The sequence below is a fragment of the Pseudomonas fortuita genome (assembly GCF_026898135.2).
GTDB lineage: Bacteria > Pseudomonadota > Gammaproteobacteria > Pseudomonadales > Pseudomonadaceae > Aquipseudomonas > Aquipseudomonas fortuita.
This window is the reverse complement of the sequence record NZ_CP114035.2, coordinates 894,257-919,837: the sequence shown is the minus strand read 5'-3', so window position 1 is coordinate 919,837 and position 25,581 is coordinate 894,257. Positions and strand designations below refer to the sequence as shown.

At 67.1% G+C, this 25,581-nt stretch carries 4 protein-coding genes; all 4 read left to right on the top strand.

Features of this window, described 5'->3' with window-relative positions:
- Window positions 1-151: 151 nt before the first annotated feature.
- The 4 genes from OZ911_RS04140 to OZ911_RS04125 all read left to right on the top strand — a co-directional run bounded on the left by OZ911_RS04140 (window position 152) and on the right by OZ911_RS04125 (window position 25,472).
- Complete coding sequence (locus OZ911_RS04140) at window positions 152-20,626, top strand: BapA/Bap/LapF family large adhesin (RefSeq protein ID WP_268968577.1); 20,475 nt, start codon at window positions 152-154, stop codon at window positions 20,624-20,626.
- A gap of 63 nt (window positions 20,627-20,689) precedes the next feature.
- On the top strand, window positions 20,690-22,126 hold the full coding sequence (locus OZ911_RS04135) for a TolC family outer membrane protein (RefSeq protein ID WP_016484935.1): 1,437 nt from the start codon (window positions 20,690-20,692) through the stop codon (window positions 22,124-22,126).
- Window positions 22,123-24,291 carry a type I secretion system permease/ATPase gene (locus tag OZ911_RS04130; RefSeq protein ID WP_070086937.1) on the top strand — a complete coding sequence of 723 codons (2,169 nt, stop codon included), beginning with the start codon at window positions 22,123-22,125 and terminating at the stop codon, window positions 24,289-24,291. The genes OZ911_RS04135 and OZ911_RS04130 overlap by 4 nt, the downstream gene beginning before the upstream one ends.
- Entirely contained in the window at window positions 24,288-25,472 is a 1,185-nt protein-coding gene (locus tag OZ911_RS04125; RefSeq protein WP_023048372.1) for an HlyD family type I secretion periplasmic adaptor subunit, read from the top strand. Before OZ911_RS04130 ends, OZ911_RS04125 begins: the two co-directional genes overlap by 4 nt.
- The last annotated feature ends 109 nt before the right edge of the window (window positions 25,473-25,581 follow it).

Below are 25,581 nucleotides of genomic sequence, written 5' to 3'. Positions count from 1 at the left end.
GTTGCTTCCTGCCCGGCTGCTATATCTCCCTAACCACCCGTTTTTCGACTGCCTGGTCGAGACTGCGCCTAACAACCCTGAAAGGGTGTGTTACGCCGGTTGTGGCCCGAACAGTCGGGCCGGGGGATCCGGATACCAGCAGGGAGCATCCATGGACAACATCGTCGTCGCCGATAAGCAATCCGAAGTCGCCACGCAGAGCGCCTGGGGCAATATCAATCTCAAAGGGCCAGGCGTCGTGCAGATGCCGGTATCTCCCGACAAGGTGGCTACCGTTACCCAGCGCGGGCAGGACCTGATCGTCACCCTCAAGTCGGGTGAAAAGGTCACCATCGGCAACTTCTTCGCCGTGGACCAGGCCGGGGTCGGCAGCGACATGGTCTTCGTCGGCGAAGACGGCACCCTGTGGCATGCCCAGTACGATGCGGCAGCGTTCACCGGCTTTACCTTCGAAGACGTGGCCTCGCTGGACGAACTGGTAGCGGGTATCGGCACCGCCGGCAGTGCCATGCCGACCTGGGCGATTGCCGGGCTCAGCCTGCTCGGCGTGGGCGGCGCAGCGGCAGCGGCAAACAACGGCGGCGGTGGCAGCAGCGGCGGTTCCGACCCCGACACCGCCGCACCGGCCACGCCTATCGACCTGCTGGTGTCGCCGGATGGCCTGCGCCTGAGCGGCCGCGGTGAAGCGGGCACCACGGTTAACATCCGCGATGCCGCTGGCAACCTGATCGGCAGCGGCACCGTGGGTGCCGACGGCAGCTTCAACGTGACGTTGAACCCGCCGCAGGTCAACAGCGAGAACCTTGAAGTCACCCTGACCGATGGCGCCGGAAATGTCTCGGCGCCAGGCACCGTCACCGCCCCGGACGCAACCGCGCCACTGGCACCGACCGACCTCGCGATCAATGAACAGGGCGCCAACCTTACCGGTCGCGGCGAACCCGGCGCCACCGTGCAGGTGCGCGATGCCGCCGGCAACCTCATCGGCAGCGGCCTGGTGAACGCCGACGGTACCTTCAGCCTCACCCTTTCGCCCGCCCAGGCCAATGGCGAGGTACTGGACATCCGCCAGGTCGATGCCGCTGGCAACAGTTCGATACCACTGGAATTCACAGCCCCGGACATCACCGCCCCGGGTGCCCCGACCGAGCTGGCCGTCAGCGCGGATGGCACCGTCCTGACCGGCCGTGCCGAACCGGGCAGCACTGTGCGGATCGTGGCTGCCGATGGCACCGAACTGGGCACGGCTGTAGTCGGCCCAACCGGCGTGTTCAGCATCAACCTCAACCCACCGCAGGTTGACGGCGAAGTCCTGCAAGCCACCGCGACCGATGCCGCTGGCAATACATCCGTAGCCAGCGCGGTCACTGCGCCGGATATCGACGGGGGCGACACCACGCCGCCTGAGGCCCCGACCAACTTGGTCATCGGCCTGGCCGGCAGCCAGCTGAGCGGCCGTGGCGAAGCCGGCACCACCGTGCAAGTGCGTGATGCCGCAGGCAACATCATCGCGACGGGTACCGTTGGTGCGGATGGCACCTTCGTCATCGCCCTGGCCCCTGCCGTGAACGACGGCAGTGCCCTGCAAGTGACCCTGACCGACGCTGCTGGCAACGTGTCCCAGCCGAGCTCGGTCACCTCAGCCGACCTGCTGCCGCCGGCTCAACCAACTGACCTGGCCCTGGCCGACGGCGTGACCTTCACCGGTCGCGGCGAACCGGGCGCTACCGTGCAGGTGCGTGATGCCGGTGGCAACCTCATCGGCACGGGTGTAGTCGGCGCCGATGGTCTGTTCAGCTTGACCCTGAACCCTGCGCAGGCCAACGGCGAAGCCTTGGATGTGCGCCTGGTGGATGCCGCCGGCAACACCTCGGCGCCGCTGCAGTTCGATGCCCCGGATATCACGCCACCTGACGCAGTAAGCAATATCGTGGTCGGCCCTGATGGCCTGGCCCTGAGCGGCCGCGGCGAACCGGGCGCCACTGTCGAGGTGCGCGATGCCAACGGCACCGTGATCGGTACCGCTGTGGTCGGTGCCAACGGCACCTTCCTGATCAACCTCGACCCGGCTGTGCAGCCAGGTGAGCAACTGAGCCTGGTGCAGACCGACCCAAGCGGCAACGCTTCCGTGGCAGTTGAGTACGACGTACCGCTGACCACCGCGCCGGACAGCCCGAGCAATCTGGCCGTCGATGCCGACGGCACCACCCTCACTGGTTCCGCCCCTGCGGGGACGCGCGTGGAGGTGCGTGACGCCAACGGCACCCTGATCGGCAGCGCCATCGCCAATGCCGATGGCACCTTCAGCATCGAGCTGAGCCCGGCCCAGGCCAACGGCGAACTGCTGGATGTGGTCGCCATCGATGACAGTGGCGTTTCCTCGTTGCCCGCACAGATCACCGCGCCGGACATCACCGCGCCGGCCGCACCGACCGAACTGGCCGTCAGCGCTGACGGCAGCGTCATCACCGGCCGTGCCGAACCCGGCAGCACTGTGCGTATCGTTGCTGCCGATGGCACCGAACTGGGCACGGCTGTAGTCGGCCCAACCGGCGTGTTCAGCATCAACCTCAACCCCCCACAGGTTGACGGCGAAGTCCTGCAAGCCACCGCGACCGATGCCGCTGGCAATACATCCGTAGCCAGCGCGGTCACTGCGCCGGATATCGACGGGGGCGACACCACGCCGCCTGAAGCCCCGACCAACTTGGTCATCGGCCTGGCCGGCAGCCAACTGAGCGGCCGTGGCGAAGCCGGCACCACCGTGCAGGTGCGTGACGCAGCGGGTAATCTGCTGGCTACAGGAACCGTCGGCCCGGATGGCACCTTTGTGATGTCCTTGAGCCCTGCCGTGAAAGACGGCAGCGCTCTGCAAGTGACCCTGACCGATGCCGCTGGCAATGTCTCGCCACCCGCTTCGGTCATCTCGCCAGACCTGCAGGCCCCTGCCCAGCCTACCGAGCTGGCCCTGGCTGACGGCGTGACCCTCACCGGTCGCGGCGAACCGGGCGCTACCGTGCAGGTGCGTGATGCCGCAGGCACTCTCATCGGCACTGGCACTGTGGGCGCCGATGGCCTGTTCAGCTTGACCCTGAACCCTGCACAGGCCAACGGCGAAGCCTTGGATGTGCGCCTGGCGGATGCCGCCGGCAACACCTCTGCACCGCTTCAGTTCGATGCCCCGGATATCACGCCACCTGGCGCAGTAAGCAATATCGTGGTCGGCCCTGATGGCCTGGCCCTGAGTGGCCGTGGCGAGCCGGGCGCCACTGTCGAAGTACGCGATGCCAACGGCACCGTGATCGGTACCGGTGTGGTCGGTGCCAACGGCACCTTCCTGATCAACCTCGACCCGGCTGTGCAGCCAGGTGAGCAACTGAGCCTGGTGCAGACCGACCCAAGCGGCAACGCTTCCGTGGCAGTGGAGTACGACGTACCGCTGACCACCGCGCCGACTAGCCCAAGCAACCTGGCCATCGATGCCGACGGCACCACCCTCACCGGCTCCGCCCCTGCGGGTACTCGCGTGGAGGTGCATGACGCCAACGGCACACTGATCGGTAGCGCCATCGCCAATGCCGATGGCACCTTCAGCATCGAGCTGAGCCCGGCCCAGGCCAACGGCGAACTGCTGGACGTGGTCGCCATCGATGACAGTGGCATTTCCTCGTTGCCCGCACAGATCACCGCGCCGGACATCACCGCGCCGGCCGCACCGACCGAACTGGCCGTCAGCGCTGACGGCAGCGTCATCACCGGCCGTGCCGAACCCGGCAGCACTGTGCGTATCGTTGCTGCCGATGGCACCGAACTGGGCACGGCTGTAGTCGGCCCAACCGGCGTGTTCAGCATCAACCTCAACCCCCCACAGGTTGACGGCGAAGTCCTGCAAGCCACCGCGACCGATGCCGCTGGCAATACATCCGTAGCCAGCGCGGTCACTGCGCCGGATATCGACGGGGGCGACACCACGCCGCCTGAAGCCCCGACCAACTTGGTCATCGGCCTGGCCGGCAGCCAGCTGAGCGGCCGTGGCGAAGCCGGCACCACCGTGCAGGTGCGTGACGCAGCGGGTAATCTGCTTGCTACAGGAACCGTCGGCCCGGATGGCACCTTTGTGATGTCCTTGAGCCCTGCCGTGAAAGACGGCAGCGCTCTGCAAGTGACCCTGACCGATGCCGCTGGCAATGTCTCGCCACCCGCTTCGGTCATCTCGCCAGACCTGCAGGCCCCTGCCCAGCCTACCGAGCTGGCCCTGGCTGACGGCGTGACCCTCACCGGTCGCGGCGAACCGGGCGCTACCGTGCAGGTGCGTGATGCCGCAGGCACTCTCATCGGCACTGGTACTGTGGGCGCCGATGGCCTGTTCAGCTTGACCCTGAACCCTGCACAGGCCAACGGCGAAGCCTTGGATGTGCGCCTGGCGGATGCCGCCGGCAACACCTCTGCACCGCTTCAGTTCGATGCCCCGGATATCACGCCACCTGGCGCAGTAAGCAATATCGTGGTCGGCCCTGATGGCCTGGCCCTGAGCGGCCGCGGCGAACCGGGCGCCACCGTCGAGGTGCGCGATGCCAACGGCACCGTGATCGGTACCGCTGTGGTCGGTGCCAACGGCACCTTCCTGATCAACCTCGACCCGGCTGTGCAGCCAGGTGAGCAACTGAGCCTGGTGCAGACCGACCCAAGCGGCAACGCTTCCGCTGCCCTCGAATACGACGTACCGCTGACCACGGCGCCGACTAGCCCAAGCAACCTGGTCATTGATGCCGACGGCACCACCCTCACCGGCTCCGCCCCTGCGGGTACTCGCGTGGAGGTGCATGACGCCAACGGCACGCTGATCGGTAGCGCCATCGCCAATGCCGATGGCACCTTCAGCATCGAGCTGAGCCCGGCCCAGGCCAACGGCGAACTGCTGGATGTGGTCGCCATCGATGACAGTGGCGTTTCCTCGTTGCCCGCACAGATCACCGCGCCGGACATCACCGCGCCGGCCGCACCGACCGAACTGGCCGTCAGCGCTGACGGCAGCGTCATCACCGGCCGTGCCGAACCCGGCAGCACTGTGCGGATCGTTGGCGCCGACGGCACCGAACTGGGTACGGCCGTGGTCGGCCCGACCGGCGTGTTCAGCATCAACCTTGCTCCGCCACAGGTAGACGGTGAAGTCCTGCAAACCACTGCGACTGATGCTGCTGGCAACACGTCCGTGGCCAGCTCCGTCACTGCACCGGATATCGACGGTGTGGATACCACACCGCCTGAAGCCCCTACCAATCTGGTAATCGGCCTGGCCGGCAGCCAACTGAGCGGCCGTGGCGAAGCGGGCACCACGGTGCAAGTGCGTGATGCCGCAGGCAACATCATCGGCACGGGTGTAGTCGGCACCGATGGCCTGTTCAGCCTGACCCTGAACCCTGCGCAAGCCAACGGCGAAACACTGGACGTACGCCTGGTGGACGCGGCCGGCAACAGTTCGATACCACTGGAATTCACAGCCCCGGACATCACCCCGCCCAATGCCGTAACCGACATCCTGGTCGGTGCGGGTGGCGCGGCCCTGAGCGGTCGTGGCGAACCGGGCGCCACGGTCGAAGTGCGCGATGCCAACGGCAGCGTGATCGGCACTGGCGTAGTCGCTGCCAACGGTACCTTCCTGATCGACCTCAGCCCAGCTGCGCAGCCTGGCGAACAGCTGAGCCTGGTGCAGACTGACACAAGCGGCAACGCTTCCGTGGCAGTGGAGTACAACGTACCGCTGAGCACCGCGCCGGACAGCCCGAGCAATCTGGCCGTCGATGCCGACGGCACCACCCTCACCGGCTCCGCCCCTGCAGGGACGCGCGTGGAGGTTCATGACGCCAATGGCACCCTGATCGGCAGCGCCATCGCCAATGCCGACGGCACCTTCAGCATCGAGCTGAGCCCGGCCCAGGCCAACGGCGAACTGCTGGATGTGGTCGCCATTGATGACAGTGGCGTTTCCTCACTACCTGCGCAGATCACCGCGCCGGACATCACCGCGCCGGCCGCACCGACCGAACTGGCCGTCAGCGCTGACGGCAGCGTCATCACCGGCCGTGCCGAGCCGGGCAGCACTGTGCGTATCGTTGCCGCCGATGGCACCGAGCTGGGTACGGCCGTGGTCGGCCCGACCGGCGTGTTCAGCATCAACCTCGCGCCGCCACAAGTCGATGGTGAAGTGCTGCAAGCCACCGCAACAGATGCCGCCGGCAACACATCGCCCACCAGCGTGGTTACCGCACCGGACATCGACGGTGTCGATACCACGCCACCGGTAGCCCCGACCGACCTGGTAATCGGCCTGGCCGGTAGCCAGCTTAGCGGGCGCGGCGAGCCTGGCACCACTGTGCAGGTACGCGATGCGGCAGGTACTGTGCTGGCCACCGGCACTGTCGGCACCGATGGCAGCTTTGCAGTTACCCTGACCCCTGCCGTGAACGACGGCAGCGCCCTGCAAGTGACCCTGACCGATGCCGCTGGCAATGTCTCGCCACCCGCTTCGGTCACCTCGCCAGACCTGCAGGCCCCTGCCCAGCCTACCGAGCTGGCCTTGGCTGACGGCGTGACCTTCACCGGTCGCGGCGAACCGGGCGCTACCGTGCAGGTGCGTGATGCCGGTGGCAACCTCATCGGCACGGGTGTAGTCGGCGCCGATGGTCTGTTCAGCTTGACCCTGAACCCCGCACAGGCCAACGGCGAAGCACTGGACGTACGTCTGGTGGATACCGCCGGCAACAGCTCTGCACCGCTGCAGTTCGATGCACCGGACATCACTCCGCCGACGGCGGTCAGCAACATCGTGGTCGGCAACGGCGGCCTGGCCCTGAGTGGTCGTGGCGAAGCCGGCGCCACTGTCGAAGTGCGTGATGCCAACGGCACCGTAATCGGCACCAGTGTGGTAGCCGCCAACGGCACCTTCCTGATCAACCTCGACCCGGCTGTGCAGCCAGGTGAGCAACTGAGCCTGGTGCAGACCGACCCAAGCGGCAACGCCTCCGAAGCGCTGCAGTTCGAAGTGCCGGTCACCACTGCCCCGGCAAGCCCCAGCGACCTGGTGTTCGCCGAAGACGGCAGCAGCATCAGCGGCACGGCACCTGGCGGCACCCGCGTGGAAGTGCATGATGCCAACGGCACGCTGATTGGCAGTGTCGTGGCGAGCCCCGATGGCAGCTTCACCGTGACCCTCGACCCGGCCCAGGCCAATGGGGAACTGCTGGACGTGGTGGCCATCGACGATGCTGGCGTAGCGTCCCTGCCAACGCAGGTCACCGCACCGGACATCACCGCACCTGCCGCCCCGAGCGACCTGGCCGTCAACGCTGACGGCACAGTAGTCACCGGCCGTGCCGAACCGGGCAGCACCGTGCGTGTGCTGGCCGCCGATGGCACCACCGTGCTGGGTAGCGCGGTGGTGGGCGCCACGGGCAGCTTCAGCATCACCCTGGACCCGGCACAGGTCGACGGCGAAGTGCTGCAAGTCACCGCCACCGATGCGGCAGGCAACACCTCGACAGCTGGCTCGGTCACCGCGCCAGACATCGACGGGGGCGATACCACGCCACCTGACGCACCGACCAACCTGGTGATCGGCCTCGCCGGCAGCCAGTTGAGCGGGCGTGGCGAGGCCGGCACCACCGTACAGGTACGCGATGCGGCAGGCACTGTGCTGGCAACCGGCACTGTCGGCCCGGATGGCACCTTCGCGGTAACCTTGTCCCCTGCCGTGAACGACGGCAGCACGTTGCAAGTCACCCTCACCGATGCCGCTGGCAACGTCTCGCAACCGGGCTCGGTCGCCTCTCCAGACCTGCAAGCCCCGACACAACCGACCGAACTGGCCCTGGCCGATGGCGTCACCTTCACCGGCCGCGGCGAACCTGGCGCCACGGTGCAGGTGCGCAATAGCGCCGGCAACGTGATTGGTACCGGCCTGGTCAACGCAGACGGCACCTTCAGCGTCACCTTGTTCCCGGCCCAGGCCAATGGCGAGGCGCTGGACGTGCGCTTGGTGGATACCGCTGGCAACAGCTCTGCACCGCTGCAGTTCGATGCACCGGACATCACCCCGCCTGCGGCGGTCAGCAATGTCGTGGTCGGTACCGGTGGCCTGGTGCTCAGCGGTCGCGGCGAGGCCGGTGCCACTGTTGAAGTGCGTGATGCCGGCGGTACCGTCATCGGCACTGCCACGGTCGGCGCCAACGGCACCTTTGTGGTCAATCTCGACCCGGCAGCCCAACCGGGCGCCGCACTGAGCCTGGTACAGACCGACCCGAGCGGCAACGCGTCCGAAGCCTTGCAGTTCGAGGTGCCCGTTACCCCTGCCCCCGCCAGCCCAAGCGACCTGGTAGTGGCCGCGAATGGCACCAGCATCACGGGGTCTGCACCGGCCGGCAGCCGCGTGGAAGTCCACGATGCCAACGGCACGCTGGTGGGCAGTGTGGTAGTGGGCGCTGAAGGCACCTTCACCGTCATCCTCAACCCGGCCCAGGCCAACGGCGAGCTGCTGGATGTGGTCGCCATCGATGGCACGGGTGCATCGTCCCTGCCGGTGCAGATCAGTGCGCCGGATATCACCGCCCCGGCCGCCCCGAGCGAACTTGCGATCAACGCCAACGGTACCGTCGTCACTGGCCGCGCGGAAGCGGGCAGCACCGTGCGCGTGCTGGCCGCCGATGGCACTACCGTGCTGGGTACGGCGGTGGTAGGCGCCACCGGCAGTTTCAGCATTACCCTCAGCCCCGCGCAAGTGGACGGTGAAGTGCTGCAAGTCACCGCCACCGACACCGCCGGCAATGCCTCCAGTGCCGGTAGCGTCACGGCCCCAGACATCGACGGTGTCGATACCACGCCACCCCAGGCGCCGACCAACCTGGTCGTCGGCCTGGCCGGTGGCCAACTGAGCGGCCGTGGCGAAGCGGGCGCCAGCGTGCAAGTGCGCGATGCCCAAGGTAACGTGCTGGCCAGCGGTACGGTCAACCCGGATGGCACCTTCCAGGTCAGCCTGGCCCCGCCGGTGAACGATGGCAGTACCCTCCAAGTGGTGCTGACCGATGCCGCCGGCAATGCCTCCACTCCGGGCACGGTGGCCACCCCAGACCTGCAGGCCCCCGCCCAGCCGACCGGTCTGGAGCTTGCCGGCGGCGTTACCTTGACCGGTAGCGGTGAGCCTGGCGCTACCGTGCAGGTGCGCGACGCCTCGGGCAACGTGATCGGCAGCGGCGTGGTCAACCCGAACGGCAGCTTCAGCGTTACCCTGTCCCCTGCCCAAGCCAATGGCGAGGTCCTCGACATCCGAGTGGTGGACGCCGCGGGTAATGTCTCCACCCCATTGCAGTTCGATGCGCCGGACACCACGCCCCCAGCCGTAGTCGGCAACATCGTGGTCGGTACCGGCGGCCTGACCTTGAGCGGTCGCGGCGAAGCCGGTGCTACCGTTGAAGTACGCGACGTCAATGGCACCGTGATCGGCACTGGCACGGTGACCGCCAACGGCACCTTCCTGCTCGACCTGGACCCGGCCGCGCTGCCGGGCGAGCGCCTGAGCCTGGTGCAGACCGACGCCAGCGGCAACGCGTCCGGGGCCTTGACCTTCGATGTACCGCTGGTGCCCACGCCGGCCAGCCCGAGCGACCTGGTAGTCGCTGCGGATGGCACAAGCGTCAGCGGCTCCGCGCCGGTCGGCAGCCGCGTGGAAGTGCAGGATGCCAATGGCGCGGTGGTGGGCAGCATCGTGGTCGGCGCCGAGGGCACCTTCACCGTTGTGCTCAACCCGGCCCAGGCCAACGGCCAATTGCTGGACGTGGTCGCCATCGACAACAACGGGGCTTCGTCACTGCCGGTACAAGTGACCGCGCCGGACATCACCGCACCTGCCGCCCCCAGCGAACTCGCTGTCAGCGCCAATGGCAGCGTGGTGACCGGGCGCGCCGAAGCCGGCAGCACCGTACGCGTGCTGGCAGCCGACGGCACTACCGTGCTAGGCAGCGTCGTGGTGGGGGCCGGCGGTACGTTCAGCATCGGCCTTACCCCGCCTCAAGTGGCCGGCGAGCAATTGCAGGTAACCGCCACCGATACCGCAGGCAATGCCTCCGCAGCCGGCACCGTCACTGCCCCGATCGTTGATAACGGTGGTGATACCACACCGCCAGCGCCTGCCACCCAACTGGTCATCAGCGTCGATGGCCGCACGGTCTCCGGCCGGGGTGAAGCAGGCACCACTGTGGAGGTGCGCAACGACCAGGGCCAGGTGCTGGTGAGCGGCACCGTGCAACCGGATGGCAGCTTCAACGTGCAACTGCCAACCCCGGTGGTGGATGGCTCGTCCCTGCAAGTGACCCTGACCGATGCCGCCGGCAACGTCTCGACACCTAGCCCGCTGACAGCGCCGGACCAGGTGGCACCGCTGCAACCAACCGACCTGGTGCTGAGCAATGGTGACAGCCTGGTCGGCACTGCAGAAGGGGGCGCCCGGGTGGAGGTGAAAGATGCCTTGGGCAACCTGATCGGCAGCGCCATTGCCGGGCCCGATGGCAGCTTCAGCCTGACCCTCGACCCGCCTCAGGCCAATGGCGAAACCCTGTCCATCACTGTGACCGATGCGGCCGGCAACACCTCGGTGCCGCTGAGCTACACGGCGCCAGACATCACCGCACCGGCGATCGTCACCGACGTGGTGGCAGGCGATGGCAGCCTGGCCGTGTCTGGCCGTGGTGAGCCCGGTGCCACGGTGCAAGTGCGTGACACCCAAGGTGTCGTGCTCGGTTCCGGCATCGTGGCGCCCAATGGCACCTTCGTGGTTGACCTGGAGGCACCGCTGGCCGCAGGTGAGAACATCGTCCTGGTGCAGACCGATGCCGCCGGCAATACCTCGGCAGGGGTCAGTGTGACCGTTGCCGATACCCCGCTGCCCGAGAGCCCGAGCGGCGTGCTGGTGGCCGGCGACGGCTCCAGCGTTTCCGGTACCGCACCGGCCGGTACGCAGGTGCAGGTGCGTGACGCACAGGGCAATGTCCTGGGCAGCGTCCAGGCTGGCCAGGATGGCAGCTTCACCATCGGCCTGAGCCCGGCCCAGGCCAATGGCGAGACCCTGGATGTGGTGGCGGTTGATGGCGCTGGCAACAGCTCGCTGCCGACCCAGATCACCGCCCCTGACATCACCCCGCCCAATGAAGCCAGCGAACTGCAACTGAGTGCCGACGGCGGCCTGCTCACCGGCCGCGGCGAACCGGGCACCACCGTGCAGGTCATCAGTGCCGACGGCACTGTGCTGGGCAACGCCCAGGTCGGTAACGATGGTGTGATCAGCGTGGTCCTGAACCCACCGCAGACAGACGGCCAGGAACTGGACGTGGTACTGCGCGACCCCGCTGGCAATACCTCGACCGCCACCATCGTGGCGCCCGATACCGATGGCCCGCTGCAACCCTCGGGGCTGGCCATCGATACCGCTGGCATTCACCTCACCGGCCAAGGCCAGAACGGTTCCATCGTCACCGTGCGTGACGCCGATGGCAACGTGCTGGGCACCGCCACCGTAGGCGCCGACGGCCGCTTCGATGTCACCCTCAATGCACCGCAGCGCAATGGCGAAAGCCTCACAGTCGAAGCCACTGACAACCTGGGCAACAGCGCAGGGCCCGTAGACTTCACTGCACCCGACTCCACCCCTCCGCAAGTGGTCACCACCCCGGCCATCGATGGCACCGGCACCACGGTCACCGGCAACGGCGAACCCGGTGCCACCGTCACCGTGCGCGGGCCGGACGGCAGCGTGCTGGGCAGCACCGTGGTCGGCACTGGCGGCGCATTCGAAATCACGCTCGACACGCCTCAGACCAACGGCCAGGCACTGACCGTGGAGCAACGCGACCCGGCTGGCAACCTGTCAGCGGCGGTCGACTTGCCAGCACCGGATACCCAGGCACCCGATATACCCACCGGCCTGATTCTGGCTGGCGACGGCAGCAGCCTGAGCGGCAGCGGCGAGCCTGGTGCGCAGGTGACCGTGACCGGCGCGGGTGGCGCAGTACTGGGTACCGCAACGGTCCAGCCCGATGGCACCTTCCAGGTGACAATCGACCCGCCACAGCTCAACGGCCAGACCCTGTCCGTCACCCAGACGGACAACGCCGGCAACGACTCACCAGCCGGCACCGTCACCGCACCTGACTTCGAGGCACCGCTGCCGGCGCAAGGCCTGGGCCTCGACCCTACGGGCACGCTGCTCAGCGGCCAGGGCGAAGCCGGGAGCACCGTCGAGGTTCGCAACGCCGCCGGTGACCTGCTGGGCACCATACCGGTGGCGGCAGACGGCACCTTCGAAGTTCTACTCACCCCCGCCCAGACCAATGGCGAGGTGCTGTCGGTGGTGCTGATCGATGGGGGCGGCAATGCCTCGCCGTCGGCTACTTTTACCGCCGACGACAGCACTGCACCGGCCGCACCGACCGGCCTCACCATCACCCCGGGCGGCAACGCCATCCAGGGTACGGGTGAAGCTGGCTCTACGGTGGAAGTGCGGCTGGCAGACGGCACCGTGGTCGGTACCGTAGTCGTGCCGGCAGGCGGCAACTTCACGGTACCGCTGTCGCCTGCGCAACTGGACGGCCAGGCCCTGAACGTGACCTTGACCGACGCGGCGGGTAATGAGTCCCTGCCCGGCCAGATCACTGCGCCGGACATCACGCCACCGGCTGCGCCCACAGGTGTGCTTGTCAGCGACGACGGCACCACGGTCACCGGTAACGCACCTGGCGCGGACTCGGTCACCGTAAGCGATGGGGCTGGCAATGTGATCACTGTCCCGGTCAACCCGGACGGCAGTTTCAGCGTGCCACTGGATACAGCGCAGAACAACGGCCAGACCGTGACCGTGGTAGTGACCGACGCTGCCGGTAACGACTCGGCACCGGTCTCTGTCACCGCCCCGGACACCACTGATCCACTGCCGGCCACCGGCATTAGCGTGAGCCCGGACGGCGGCACGGTCGGCGGCACCGCCGAACCCGGCAGCACGGTAGAAATCCGCAACCCGGATGACACCGTGCGCGGCACAATCACCGTAGGGCCGGACGGTACCTTCGTGGTGCCGGTCGACCCGCCACTGACAACCGGCGAAACTGTCGCTGTGGTGGTGATCGACCCTGCCGGCAATGAGTCACCCCAGGTGCCAGTAGCAGGCCCGACTGGCACGGAAGTGGCCACACCGTCGGCCCTTGCCATCAGCGCCGACGGCTTCCTGCTGACCGGCCAAGGTACGGTCGGCTCGCTGATTACCGTGACCTCCGGGGGCACTACCCTGGGCACCGCCACGGTCGGCAGCGACGGCACCTTCCGGGTGTTCTTCCAGAACGCCCAGCTCAATGCCCAGACCTTGCAAGTCAGTGCCAAGGCTACTGTCGACGGCCAGCCTTCGGTGCCGGCCATCGTGGTGGCCAATGACACCACGGCACCGAACGCGCCGGCCCAGGTAACCCTCAACGCCACCGGCAGCACACTGACCGGCCAGGGCGAAGTGGGCGCAACCGTGCGCGTGACAGACGCTCAAGGCACGCTGCTGGGGACTGCCACCGTCGGCAGCAATGGCCTGTTCAGCGTCAGTTTCTCACCGGCCGTGGCCAATGGGCAGAACCTGATCGTGACCCAGGCCGATGCTGCGGGTAACGTTTCGCTCGCGGCCACGCTGCAAGCACCTGACCTGCAAGCACCGCTGGCGGCCAGCAACCTCAGCCTCAACAGCGCGGCCACCGTGCTCAGCGGCCAGGGTGAAGCCGGCGCCAGCGTCACCGTCCGCGACGCCAGTGGCGCCATCCTGGCCACCGGCACCGTCAACCAGAGCGGCCAGTTCCAGATCACCCTGCCCAGCGCGCAAACCACCGGCAGCCCGCTGCAAGTCACCCTCAGCGATGCTGCCGGCAACGTCTCCGGCCCGGCCAGCCTGGCCACGCCCGACCGCACGCCACCCGCCGCCATCACCAACCCGCTATTGAGCCAGGACGGCCGCCAGCTGTCCGGCAGCGGTGAAGTGGGCGCTACCGTGCAGGTGCGCAACGCCGCCGGCACCGTGCTGGGCACCGCCACCGTGGGCGCCGACGGCCGCTTCACGGTGACCTTCGACACCCCGCAAGCCAATGGCCAGGCCATCGGCGTCACGCAGGTGGATGCCGCCGGCAACACGTCGCCAGCCATCAACGTGTCGACCCCGGACCTGACCCCACCCGCGCCGCTGACCAATGTGGTGCTGAACAACAACGGCCTGACCCTGACCGGCCTGGGCGAAGCCGGCGCCACAGTCACCGTGCGCGGCCCGGACGGCACCATCATCGGCAGCGGCCTGGTGGCGGCCAATGGCAGCTTTACCCTGACCCTGAACAGCGCCCAGCTCAACGCCCAGCACCTGAACGTTACGCAGACCGATGCGGGCAACAATACCTCAACCGCCGTGCCGGTCACTGCGCCGGACTTCACCCCGCCTGCGGCACCGACCACACTCGCCCTGTCCGGTACCGGGCTGCAACTGACCGGGAACGCCGAAGCCGGCAGCACCGTGACCGTACGCGATGCCAGCGGCAACGTGTTGGGCACGGCGGTGGCCGGCAGCAACGGCACCTTCCAGGTCACCCTGAACAGCGCCCAGACCAATGGCCAGACGCTGCAGGTGACCGCCACCGACGCCGCCGGCAACGTGTCGCCGGCCGCGCCTTACAGCGCAGCCGACACCACGCCGCCAGCGGCCGTGACCAATCTGGCGGTCTCCGCCAATGGCGCGACCCTGACAGGCAATGGCGAAGCAGGCGCAACAGTCACTGTGCGGGCACCCGACAATACCGTGCTGGGCACCGCCACGGTCGGGGCCGACGGCCACTTCAGCGTGGCCCTGTCGCCGGCCGCGATCACCGGTGAAAGCCTGAGCGTGATTCAGGCGGATGCCGCACAGAATGTCTCCCCTGCGCAAAACGTCACCGCGCCGGGTGTTCTGGCACCGGCAACCCCGGACAACCTGGTCCTGGCCGCTGACGGCCTGTCGGTGACCGGCACCGCAGCGGCGGGCAGCACAGTCAAGGTGTATGGCCCCAATGGCGTCTTGCTGGGCAGCAGCCCGGTCGCCAACGACGGTACCTTCACTGTCAACCTGGGCAGTGCACAGGCCAATGGTGAAGTGCTGCAGGTCAGCGCAACGGGCACCGATGGCAGCGTATCGCTGCCTGCCACCTTGCAGGCACCGGACACCACGGCACCGCAACCACTGACCAACCTGGTGCTGTCCAACGACGGCCTTGTCCTCAGTGGCCGCGGCGAGGCAGGTGCCACCGTTACCGTGCTAGGCGAAGGCGGTATCGAGCTGGGTACTGCCGTGGTCGATGCCAGTGGCAACTTCAGCGTCAACCTGAGCGCGCCGCAGATCAATGGCGAACAGCTCAACGCCAGCCAGTCCGATGTGGCCGGCAACGAGTCCAACAGCGTCAGCTTGATCGCCCCTGACCGCGTCGCCCCGGATGCTGCCGGCAACCTGGCCTTCGCAGGGGGCGGCAGCTTGCTGAACGGTACCGGCGAAGCAGGTGCCGGCGTGCGCGTGCTCGCCGCCGACGGTTCGGTGCTGGGCAGTGCAACGGTGCGCGCGGACGGCACCTTCCAGGTCAACCTTGCATCGCCTCAGGCAAACGGCCAGCAAGTGCAAGTGGTACTGACCGATGCGGCTGGCAACCAGTCCGCCGCCAGCGCCATTACCGCACCCGATACCACGCCGCCAACGGCACCAGCCGAACTGGCCGTTTCCGGGGATGGCGTCACCCTCACCGGCCGCGGCGAAGTTGGCGCGCTGGTGACCGTGACCAACCCGGCCGGCGACGAAATCGGCAGCGCCACCGTCGATGCCAGCGGCCACTTCACCATCACCCTGAACCCGGCACTGGGCAACGCCGAGCTGCTTAGCTTTACCCAGGCCGACGCAGCCGGCAACGTGTCGGCAGTGGCAACCCTGCAAACCCCGGACTTCACCCCACCCGCCCCGCTCACCCAAGTGGTGATCAACGCAGACGGCAGCGTTGTCAGCGGCCTGGGCGAAGCCGGCGCGACCGTCATCGTAAGCAATGCCGCCGGCACGGTGCTGGGTACTGGCACGGTGCTCGCCGATGGCAGCTTCCGTGTCGAACTTACGCCTGCGCAAATCAACAACCAGTTGCTGTCGGTACTGCAGGCCGACCCACCCGGCAACGTCAGCCTGCCGGTCAGCGTACTGGCGCCGGACCACACGCCGCCTGCTGCGGCAACCGAGCTACGGCTCAATGCGGCGGGTGACGAACTGGGCGGTGTCGGCGAAGCAGGCGCCACGGTGCGGGTCTACGTTGGCACCACGCAGGTCGGTACCGGTACGGTGGGAGCCAGCGGCACCTTCGTGGTCGAGCTGGATACCGCAAAACTCAATGGCCAAGTGCTGCAAGTGACCCTGACCGATGGTGCCGGTAACATCTCGCCAATCAGTTCGGTCACGGCGGTGGACACCACGCCACCGGCCACCGTGATCGCCACCATCAACGACAGCGGCACCCAGGTGATCGGTACCGCCGAAGCCGGCACCCGCGTCACCGTGGTCAACAACAACGGCGACCTGCTGGGCCAGGTGACGGTCGATCCGGACGGCACCTTTGTCCTCAACCTGAACAACCCGCAGATCAACGGTGAAGTCCTCACCGTCATCGCCCAGGACGCCACGGGCAACCCGTCGGCGCCCCTGCAGGTGAACGCGCCAGACCTTACGCCGCCAGTGCAACCCGATAACCTGTTGCTCAACCCGGCAGGTACGTCGATGACCGGTACGGCAGAAGCCGGCACCACCATCACGGTGCGTGACCCGAACAACAACGTCGTAGGCACCGTGGAAGTGGGTGCAAACGGCCAGTTCACCGTGCCGATCAACCCGCCGCAAAACAACGGCCAGTTGCTCACAGTGGTGTCCACGGACGATGCCGGCAACGCCTCGGTGGTTGTGCCCTATCAGACCAACGACACCTCACCGCCTGGGGTGGTCACCGACATGGCCATCAACAACACGTTCAACGTGTTGACCGGCAAGGGCGAGCCGAATGCCACCGTCACCATCAGCCGCGGCGGATTGGTTATCGGCACGGGTACGGTAGATGCCGCGGGTAACTTCCAGATAACCCTGGTGCCGGCGGCGGGCTCGCTCGCCACTTTGGCAGTGACGCAATCCGACGGCATCAATACCTCTGCGGTCGCCACGTACATCACACCACTGATCGCGCCACCAGTACCCCCCACCAATGTGACGCTGGGCAGCGACGGGCTGACCTTGGCCGGTAATGCGCCAAGTGGCGTGGGCATTCGGGTCTACGATGCCGCAGGCAACCTGATCGGCACAGGCGGCGCTACCCTGAACGGCACCTTTACCCTGACGCTGAACACAGCGCAGCTCAACGGCCAGCATATTTCGGTGACAGCTGTAGCACTGGTAGGCGGTGAATCGCAGCCAACCTTCCTGCAAGCCGCCGACATCACACCACCGGCCAACCCGCTGGTGACCGGGCTGTCTCTGAACGGCCTGGTGCTGACCGGTACCGGTGAAGCCGGCGCCACGGTGACCGTGCGCGACGCCAGCAACAACGTGCTCGGCACGGCGGTGGTGAATGGCGGTGGCGTGTTCACCGTCAACCTGAACGCCGCACAGCTCAACGGCCAGGTACTGGGCGTGAGCCAGGCCGACGCTGCGGGTAATGTGTCCGGCAGTACCAGCTACACCGCCACGGACGTGCAACCACCTGCAACACCGACCAACGTCACCATCAACGGCGCGGGTACCGTGCTCACCGGTAACGGTGAAGCGGGCGCCACCGTGACGGTGCAAGGCCCGAACGGCCAGGTCGGTACCGGTGTGGTGCAAGCCGACGGCACCTTCACCATCACCCTGACCTCGCCACAGAACGACGGGCAACTGCTGGTGGTGCGCCAGGCCGATGCTGCCGGCAACCTGTCCGGTAGCACCAGCCTGACCGCGCCCGACACCACCCCGCCAGCCGCCCCGCTGGCCACCATCAACGCCAACGGCACCTCGGTCAGCGGTTCTGGCCAGATCGGCAGCACGGTCACCGTGCGCAACAGCGCCGGCACCGTGCTGGGGACAGCAACGGTGGGCAGCAACGGCCTGTTCGTGGTCAGCCTGACTGCGGCGCAGATCGACAACCAGGCGCTCAGCGTCACCCTCACCGACAGCGCCGGCAACGTCTCCACCGGCACTACGCTGACCGCACCAGACCTGACCCCACCTGCGGCTGCCGGCAACCTGCTGATCAGTGCCGACGGCGGTACCCTGACCGGTACTGGCGAAGTGGGCGCCACCGTGACCGTGCGCAGCGCCAACGGTACCGTGCTGCAAACCGCGACGGTGCAGCCGGGCGGCACCTTTACCGTGACCCTGAGCCCGCCTCAGGACAACGGCCAGATCCTCTCGGTGACCCTCAGCGACCCGCGCGGCAACGTGTCGGGCAACGTCAACGTCACCGCGCCGGATGTGGATGCCAACGCGCCGGTCATCGCCAGCGACAACCTGGCCACGGCCACGGTCAACCTGGCAGCGGTCAGTGCCACCAAGACCTACACCGACAGCTTCACCACGCTGCTGTCGGGCTTCTCCAAGACCTACACCTGGACGGTGGCGGCAGGCACCACGGCCGACCCGACCCTGACACTGACCACCAACAGCGTGCTGGCACTGCTCAACAACACCAGCTTCACCCTGCAGGTAAAAGACGCCAGCGGCGCCTGGGTGACCCTCGCCACCGGCAACACGCAGGGCCTGCTCGACCTGATCGTGCTGCCGATCGGCTTGCAGGTGGACATCGGCGTGCTGCAAGCCGGTGACTACCGGTTGACCGTGGGCAGTGGCGGCATCGGCCTGGTCACCAACGTGAGCACCGCGCTGGACATCACCTCCACCAGCCTGACCCAGTTCACCGGCACCGGCACTGCCACCACCGGCAACGTCATCACCGACGTGGGCACCGATGGCGCGGTGGATGCCCGCGGCCCGGACAGCGCCGCCGTGCTGCAAGTGCTGAAAAACGGCAGTTATGTCTCGGCCGGTACATCGACCACGGTTCAGGGCCAGTACGGCACCCTGGTGATCAGTGCGGATGGCAGCTACACCTACACCCCGAACGGCAGCCCGAACAGTGTCGGCAAGGTGGATGTGTTCAGCTACCAGCTGGTGCACCCGAACGGCCTGTCCGACACCGCCAACCTGTACGTACGCATCGACAGCCCGCAAGCCACGGAGGTCTGGAGCAACACCAACTACGCTGCACCGGCCACGGTGGTCGACGCGGTCAACGATGTCGGGACCAGCCATGTCACCCTGGCCAACCGTGTTGACACCAGCAGCAGTGCGCTGGGCTCGCTGAGCCTGCCGGTGATCGGTACCCGCCAGGCCACCTACACCACCACGGTTGCCGCCGATACCACGGCCAACCTGCAGGTGGTGGTCAACTCCGCCAACCTGTTGAGCCTGCTCAACGGCACCACCATCGAACTGCTCAAGCTCAACCCGGCCACCGGCCAGTACGTACTGGTGCAGTCGGTACCGGGGGGGTCGCTGATCAGCCTGCTAGGTGGCGGCGCGGGCTATACCTTCCAGAACCAGGGCGCCGGCACCTACCACGTACGTGTCACCGCCGGCGGCATCGGCCTGCTCAGCTCCATCACCACCAGCCTCAACGCCACCACCACGCACCTGACCGAGTTCGTGGTCAGCGGCGCGACGGCAGCCACCGGCAACCTGCTGAGTGACGACAACGTCGGTTCGGCACTGACCGTGCTGAGCGTGCTGACAGCGGCCAACACCTACACCATCCCGGGCTACAACGGGGTGAGTGTGGCCGGCACCTACGGCACGCTGCTGGTGCATGCCGACGGCAGCTACACCTACACCCTCAACCCAGGGCTTACCTCGGCGGTGGTCGGCCAGCACGACACCTTCACCTACGAGCTGACCCACCCGAACGGCACCACCGACACCGCCACGCTGACCGTCAACCTGGACAATGCTGCCGGCCTCACCACCTTCACTTCGCTGCAGGCCGACACCGGTGACGAGGCGGTAGCGCTGGCCAGCCTGGCAGCCGCCACCGATGTCATCGCCGGCACCGACGGCAACGACCACCTCGATGGCAGCCAGGGTGGCCACATCACCCTGCAGGGTGGTGCGGGTAACGACACGCTGGTGGTGGTCGACCAGAACTTCGCCAGCGTCGAGGGCGGCACAGGTACCGACACCCTGCTGTGGGGCGGCGGCGATGCCAGCATCGACCTGGGCAACCTGGCCGGGCGCGTGCACGACATCGAAGTCATCGACCTCAACGACACCAGTTCGGTGGCGCTGACGCTCAACCTGGCGGACGTGGTGGCAATCACCGAAACCGGCACCGACACACTCATCATCAAAGGGGACAACAAAGACTCGGTTCACATGACGGACAACTGGACGCTGGTCGGGAACCAAACTGCCGACGGTATCGACTATAACCAATACACGGCCCAGGAGGATCCAAGCCATCACCTGTGGGTACAGAACGGTATCCATGTGGTCTGAGGCCGCTGCAAACCCGCCGGGCAAATGCCCGGCGGCAAGGACGACCAGCAGTAAGGGAACTATGTGAAGCGAAGCAGTCCGCTGTCACCGCTGTTGCTGGGAGCCTTCGGGCTCCTGGCCCTGAACTTCCACCCGGTTGCCCTGGCAGCCGATGACATAGACCCCCAACTGCGCCAGATCGGGCCATCGCTGCTACGCGATGCGCCCGAAGCAGTGCCCGCACGCCCCGCCACCGGCATGGCCCCGGTCGCCAGTGGCGAGCGGCTGGGGCTGACCGACGCGGTGCTGCAGGCCGCTCAATGGCACCCCAGCATCGCCGAGGCCATCGGCAACCTCTATAAGCAGGGCGAAGGCATCAACGTTGCCCGCGCCGGGTATTACCCGCAGATTTCCGGCGGTATCCGCACCGGTTATGACACCGGTTATGGCGGCGACCGCAACAGCCAGGCGCTGAACCTGTCGCTCAAGCAGATGCTCTACGACTTCGGCAAGGTCGACAGCGCCGTCAGCGCGGCACAAGCTGCTGCCGCCCGCGCCCAGGCCAATATCCTGCTGGTGGTCGACGACCTGGCCCGCGACACGGCTTATGCCTGGATCGAAACCCGCCGCTACGAGCAACTGATGACCATCGCCCGCGACCAGATTCGCGGGGTCGGTGACATTGCCGGCATGGCCCGCCAACGCAGCGACATGGGCGCCAGCACCCGTTCCGACGTGGTGCAGGCCGAGTCCCGTGTGGAAAGCGCCCGCGCCACGCTGGAGGAATACCAGTCGCAGTACGAGCGCTGGCGCTCGACCCTGGCGGCACTGATGGGGCGCATCACTCCACCGGCGCTGGCCGAGGATTCGCCAGCAGCGCTGAACCAGGCCTGCAAGCGGCCCTCGCAAGGCGATGACCGCCTGCCTGCCGTGCTCATGGCCCTGGCCCAGCGCGCCCAGGGCCAGGCCGAGCTGGCCCAGGCCAAGGCCGAGGCCTACCCGACACTGTCGTTGCAACCACAGGTCAACCACTACCTGGACAACGACTACAACCGCGATAACTCACGGATGGACCGCACCCAGGCAGGCATCTACCTGAACGTCGAGGTACCTATCTATCAAGGGGGTGCCATCAGCGCCCGCAGCCGCGCTGCCGGCCACGCCCTGACCGCCGCCGACTCCGCCGAAGACGCGGCCCGCCTGCAAGCCCGTCGTGGCCTGGCCGAGGCCATGGCACAAACCTCCGGGCTAGGCCGCCGGCTGACTTCGCTGGAAGCCCGCCAGGTCAGCATTCAGGAAGCACGCATGCTTTACGGGCGCCAGTACCTGGACCTGGGCACGCGGCCCCTGCTCGACCTGCTCAACGCCGAGCAGGAGATCTACCAGTCACGCTTCGAACTCGCCGGCACCCGCTCCGACCTGCTGCGCCTGGATGTCGACTGCCTGTACAACACCGGCGCCCTGCGCACGGCCTTTGGCCTTGAGGGGCGCAACCTGCAAGGGGTGGAGATCCAGCCATGACCGATCCGATCAATGTGACCCTGCCTGAACAGCCCACTGCCCCCGCGGCCGAAGCGCCTCATCGACCGGACCTTGGACCGTGGCTGGAAGTAATGCTGCAGGTGGCGCACCACTACCGCCTGGACGTGTCGCCCCAGCGTATTCGCCTGGCCGCCGTCGAGGACGCCCGCCCGCTGGATGAAATCCTTCGCCACATGGCGCGCCAGGCCGGCCTGGCCCTGCGCTTCGTGCGCTTCGACGCCAAGGGCTTGCGACAGTGGCGTACACCGCTGGTACTGGAACTGGATGATGGCCAGTTGGCGGTGGTCGAGTCGGTCACCGAAGAGGACGACCTGGCGGTGGTGTTTGCCGGTGACCAGGGCCTGACCTCTCGCCTGCCCCGCGACAGCCTCAAGGGCCGCATCAACCGCGTTGCGCTGCTGCGCCCGGCACGGCCGCTGCGCGATGTGCGCACCGATGACTACACCGCACCCTACGACCGCCACTGGTTTGCCCGCATCGTGCTGCGCGACCTGCGCCCGTATGGGCAGGTGATGGTCGCCTCGCTGGTAGCCAACGTCTTGGCCCTCGCGGGGGTTTTGTTCTCGATGCAGGTGTACGACCGGGTGATCCCGGCCGAGTCGCTGCCCACCCTGTACGTGCTGTTCGGGGGGGTAGTGCTGGCGCTGGTGTTCGACTTCAGCATGCGCCTGCTGCGGCTGAAGGTGACCGACCTGCTGGGCAAACGCGCCGACCTGCGGGTGAGCGACCTGGTCTACGGGCATGCCTTGCGCCTGCGCAACTCGGTGCGCCCTAAGTCCACCGGGTCGTTCATCTCGCAACTGCGCGAGCTGGAATCGATCCGCGACCTGATCACTTCCAGCACCGCCACGGCGCTGGCCGACCTGCCGTTCTTCCTGTTGTTCCTGTTCGTGTTCTGGCTGATCGGCGGCGTGCTGGTGTTCATCCCGCTGGTCGCATTGCTGGCCATGGTGGTGCCTGGGGTACTGGCCCAACGGCGCCTGGCGCGGCTGGCCAATGCCTCCATGCGCGAGTCGGCGCTGCGCAACGCCATGCTGGTAGAAAGCATCCAGGGCCTGGACGAAATCAAGGCACTGCAGGCCGAAGCACGCTTCGAACGGCAGTGGAACCAGTACAACGCCGCCTGCGCCCATACCAACCTGCGCCTGCGCACCCTCACCAACGGCCTGGTGACCTGGACCCAGAACGTGCAAGGCGCTGTGTTTGCTGTGGTCATCGTGGTCGGCGCACCGATGGTCATCGCCGGCGACCTTACGACCGGTAGCCTGGTGGCGGCGTCGATGCTGTCGTCACGGATGATGGCGCCGCTGGCGCAACTGACCCATGTGCTGACCCGCTGGCAGCAGGCCAAGGTGGCCCTGCAAGGGCTGGACAAGCTGATGCAGTCACCGGTCGACCACCCCGAAGGCGAAGCCCGCGTACACCTGCCGGCGATTCGTGGCGAGTACCGCCTGCGCCAGGCCAACTTCCGCTACAGCGAGGAGTCCCCGCCAGTGCTGAACATCGGCCAGCTGGATATCCAGCCGGGCGAGCGCATTGCCGTGCTCGGGCGCAACGGCGCCGGCAAGTCGACCCTGCTGCAAGCGCTGGGAGGGGCCATGGACCTGGTGCAAGGCGAGGTCAGCCTGGACGGCATCGCCATGGGCCACCTCGACCCTGCCGACCTGCGCCGTGACGTGGGCCTGCTGCCACAGTACGCGCGCTTGTTCCACGGCACCCTGCGGGAAAACCTCACCCTCGGTGCCGGCCAGGCCAGCGACCAGGAACTGGTGGCCGCACTGGCTGCCACGGGCGCGCTGGACTTCGTCCGCCGTCTGCCCAAGGGCATGGACCACCTGATCCTGGAAGGCGGCCTGGGCTTGTCTGGCGGCCAACGCCAGGCCCTGGTGCTGTCGCGCCTGCTGGTGCGCCAGCCGCAAGTGTTGCTGCTGGACGAGCCGACTGCGTCGCTGGACGACATGACCGAGCGCAAGCTGCTGGATAACCTCGAACGCTTCTGCCAGGGCCGCACCCTGGTGATCGCCACCCACCGCCTGAGCGTGCTGCAACGGGTCGACCGCATCCTGGTGCTGGACGGCGGGCGCATCGTCATCGATGACACCCGCGATGCTGCGCTGGCCAAACTGCAAGGAGCCCAGGCATGAGCAACCATGAACTCCCGGCCTCCTACCTGGATGGGCAGGACGACCAGGCGGTGTTCCGCGCCGGCCGCATCATCACCATCTGTGCCTTGATGCTGGCCGCATTCCTGGCCTGGGCCGCCTGGTTCGAGGTGACCGAAGTGTCCACCGGCACCGGCAAGGTGATCCCCAGTTCGCGGGAGCAGGTGATCCAGTCGTTCGAGGGCGGCATCGTCGCGCAGATGAGCGTGGCCGAAGGCGACCTGGTCGAGCGCGGACAGGTGCTGGCCCAGCTCGACCCGACCAAGACCGCCTCCAGTGTCGGCGAGAGCGAAGCCAAGTACCGCGCTGCCAAGGCCAGCCAGGCCCGCTTGCAGGCAGAGGTCACTGGCAGGCCGCTGACTTTCCCGGACAGCCTGCGCGACTCACCCGACCTGATCGACGCCGAAACCGCGTTGTACCAGACCCGCCGCCGCGGCCTGGAGCAGACCCTGGCGGGTATCCAGGACTCGCTGCAACTGGTGCGCAGCGAGCTGAAGATCACCGAGAACCTGGCAAAGATGGGCGCCTCCAGCCGGGTCGAAGTGATCCGCCTGAACCGCCAGCGTTCAGAGCTGGAGCTCAAGGCCAACGAAGCCCGCTCCGACTACCTGGTGCGTGCCCGGGAAGAACTGGCCAAAGCCAGCGCCGAGGCCGACAGCCTGTCAGAAGTGGTCCGCGGGCGCAGCGACTCGCTTACCCGCCTGACCTTGCGCTCACCGGTGCGTGGCATCGTCAAGGACATTGAGGTCAACACCCTGGGCGGCGTGGTGCAGCCCGGTGGCCAGGTCATGAAGATCGTGCCGATGGACGAACGCCTGCTGATCGAAACCCGCATCGCCCCGCGCGATATCGCGTTCATCCACCCCGACCAGGCGGCCAAGGTCAAGATCAGTGCCTATGACTATTCGGTGTATGGCGGACTGGATGGCAAGGTGGTGGGGATTTCGCCGGATACCCTGCAGGATGAGGTGAAACCGGAAATCTACTACTACAGGGTGTTCATCCGCACCGAGCAGGACAGCCTGCAGAACAAGGCCGGCAAGCACTTCGCGATCGTGCCGGGGATGATTGCCACGGTGGATATCCGCACCGGCGAGAAGACCATCCTCGATTACCTGATCAAGCCGCTGAACCGGGCCAAGGAGGCACTGCGCGAACGGTAGTGCATGCCGGAAGATTTGCGGCGCCGGTGAGATCGCGCGCCGCCCGCGCGGCGCATCGCGAGCTGCGCTCGCTCCTACGTTTGTTTCGGGCCAGTTACGCCTGTGACAG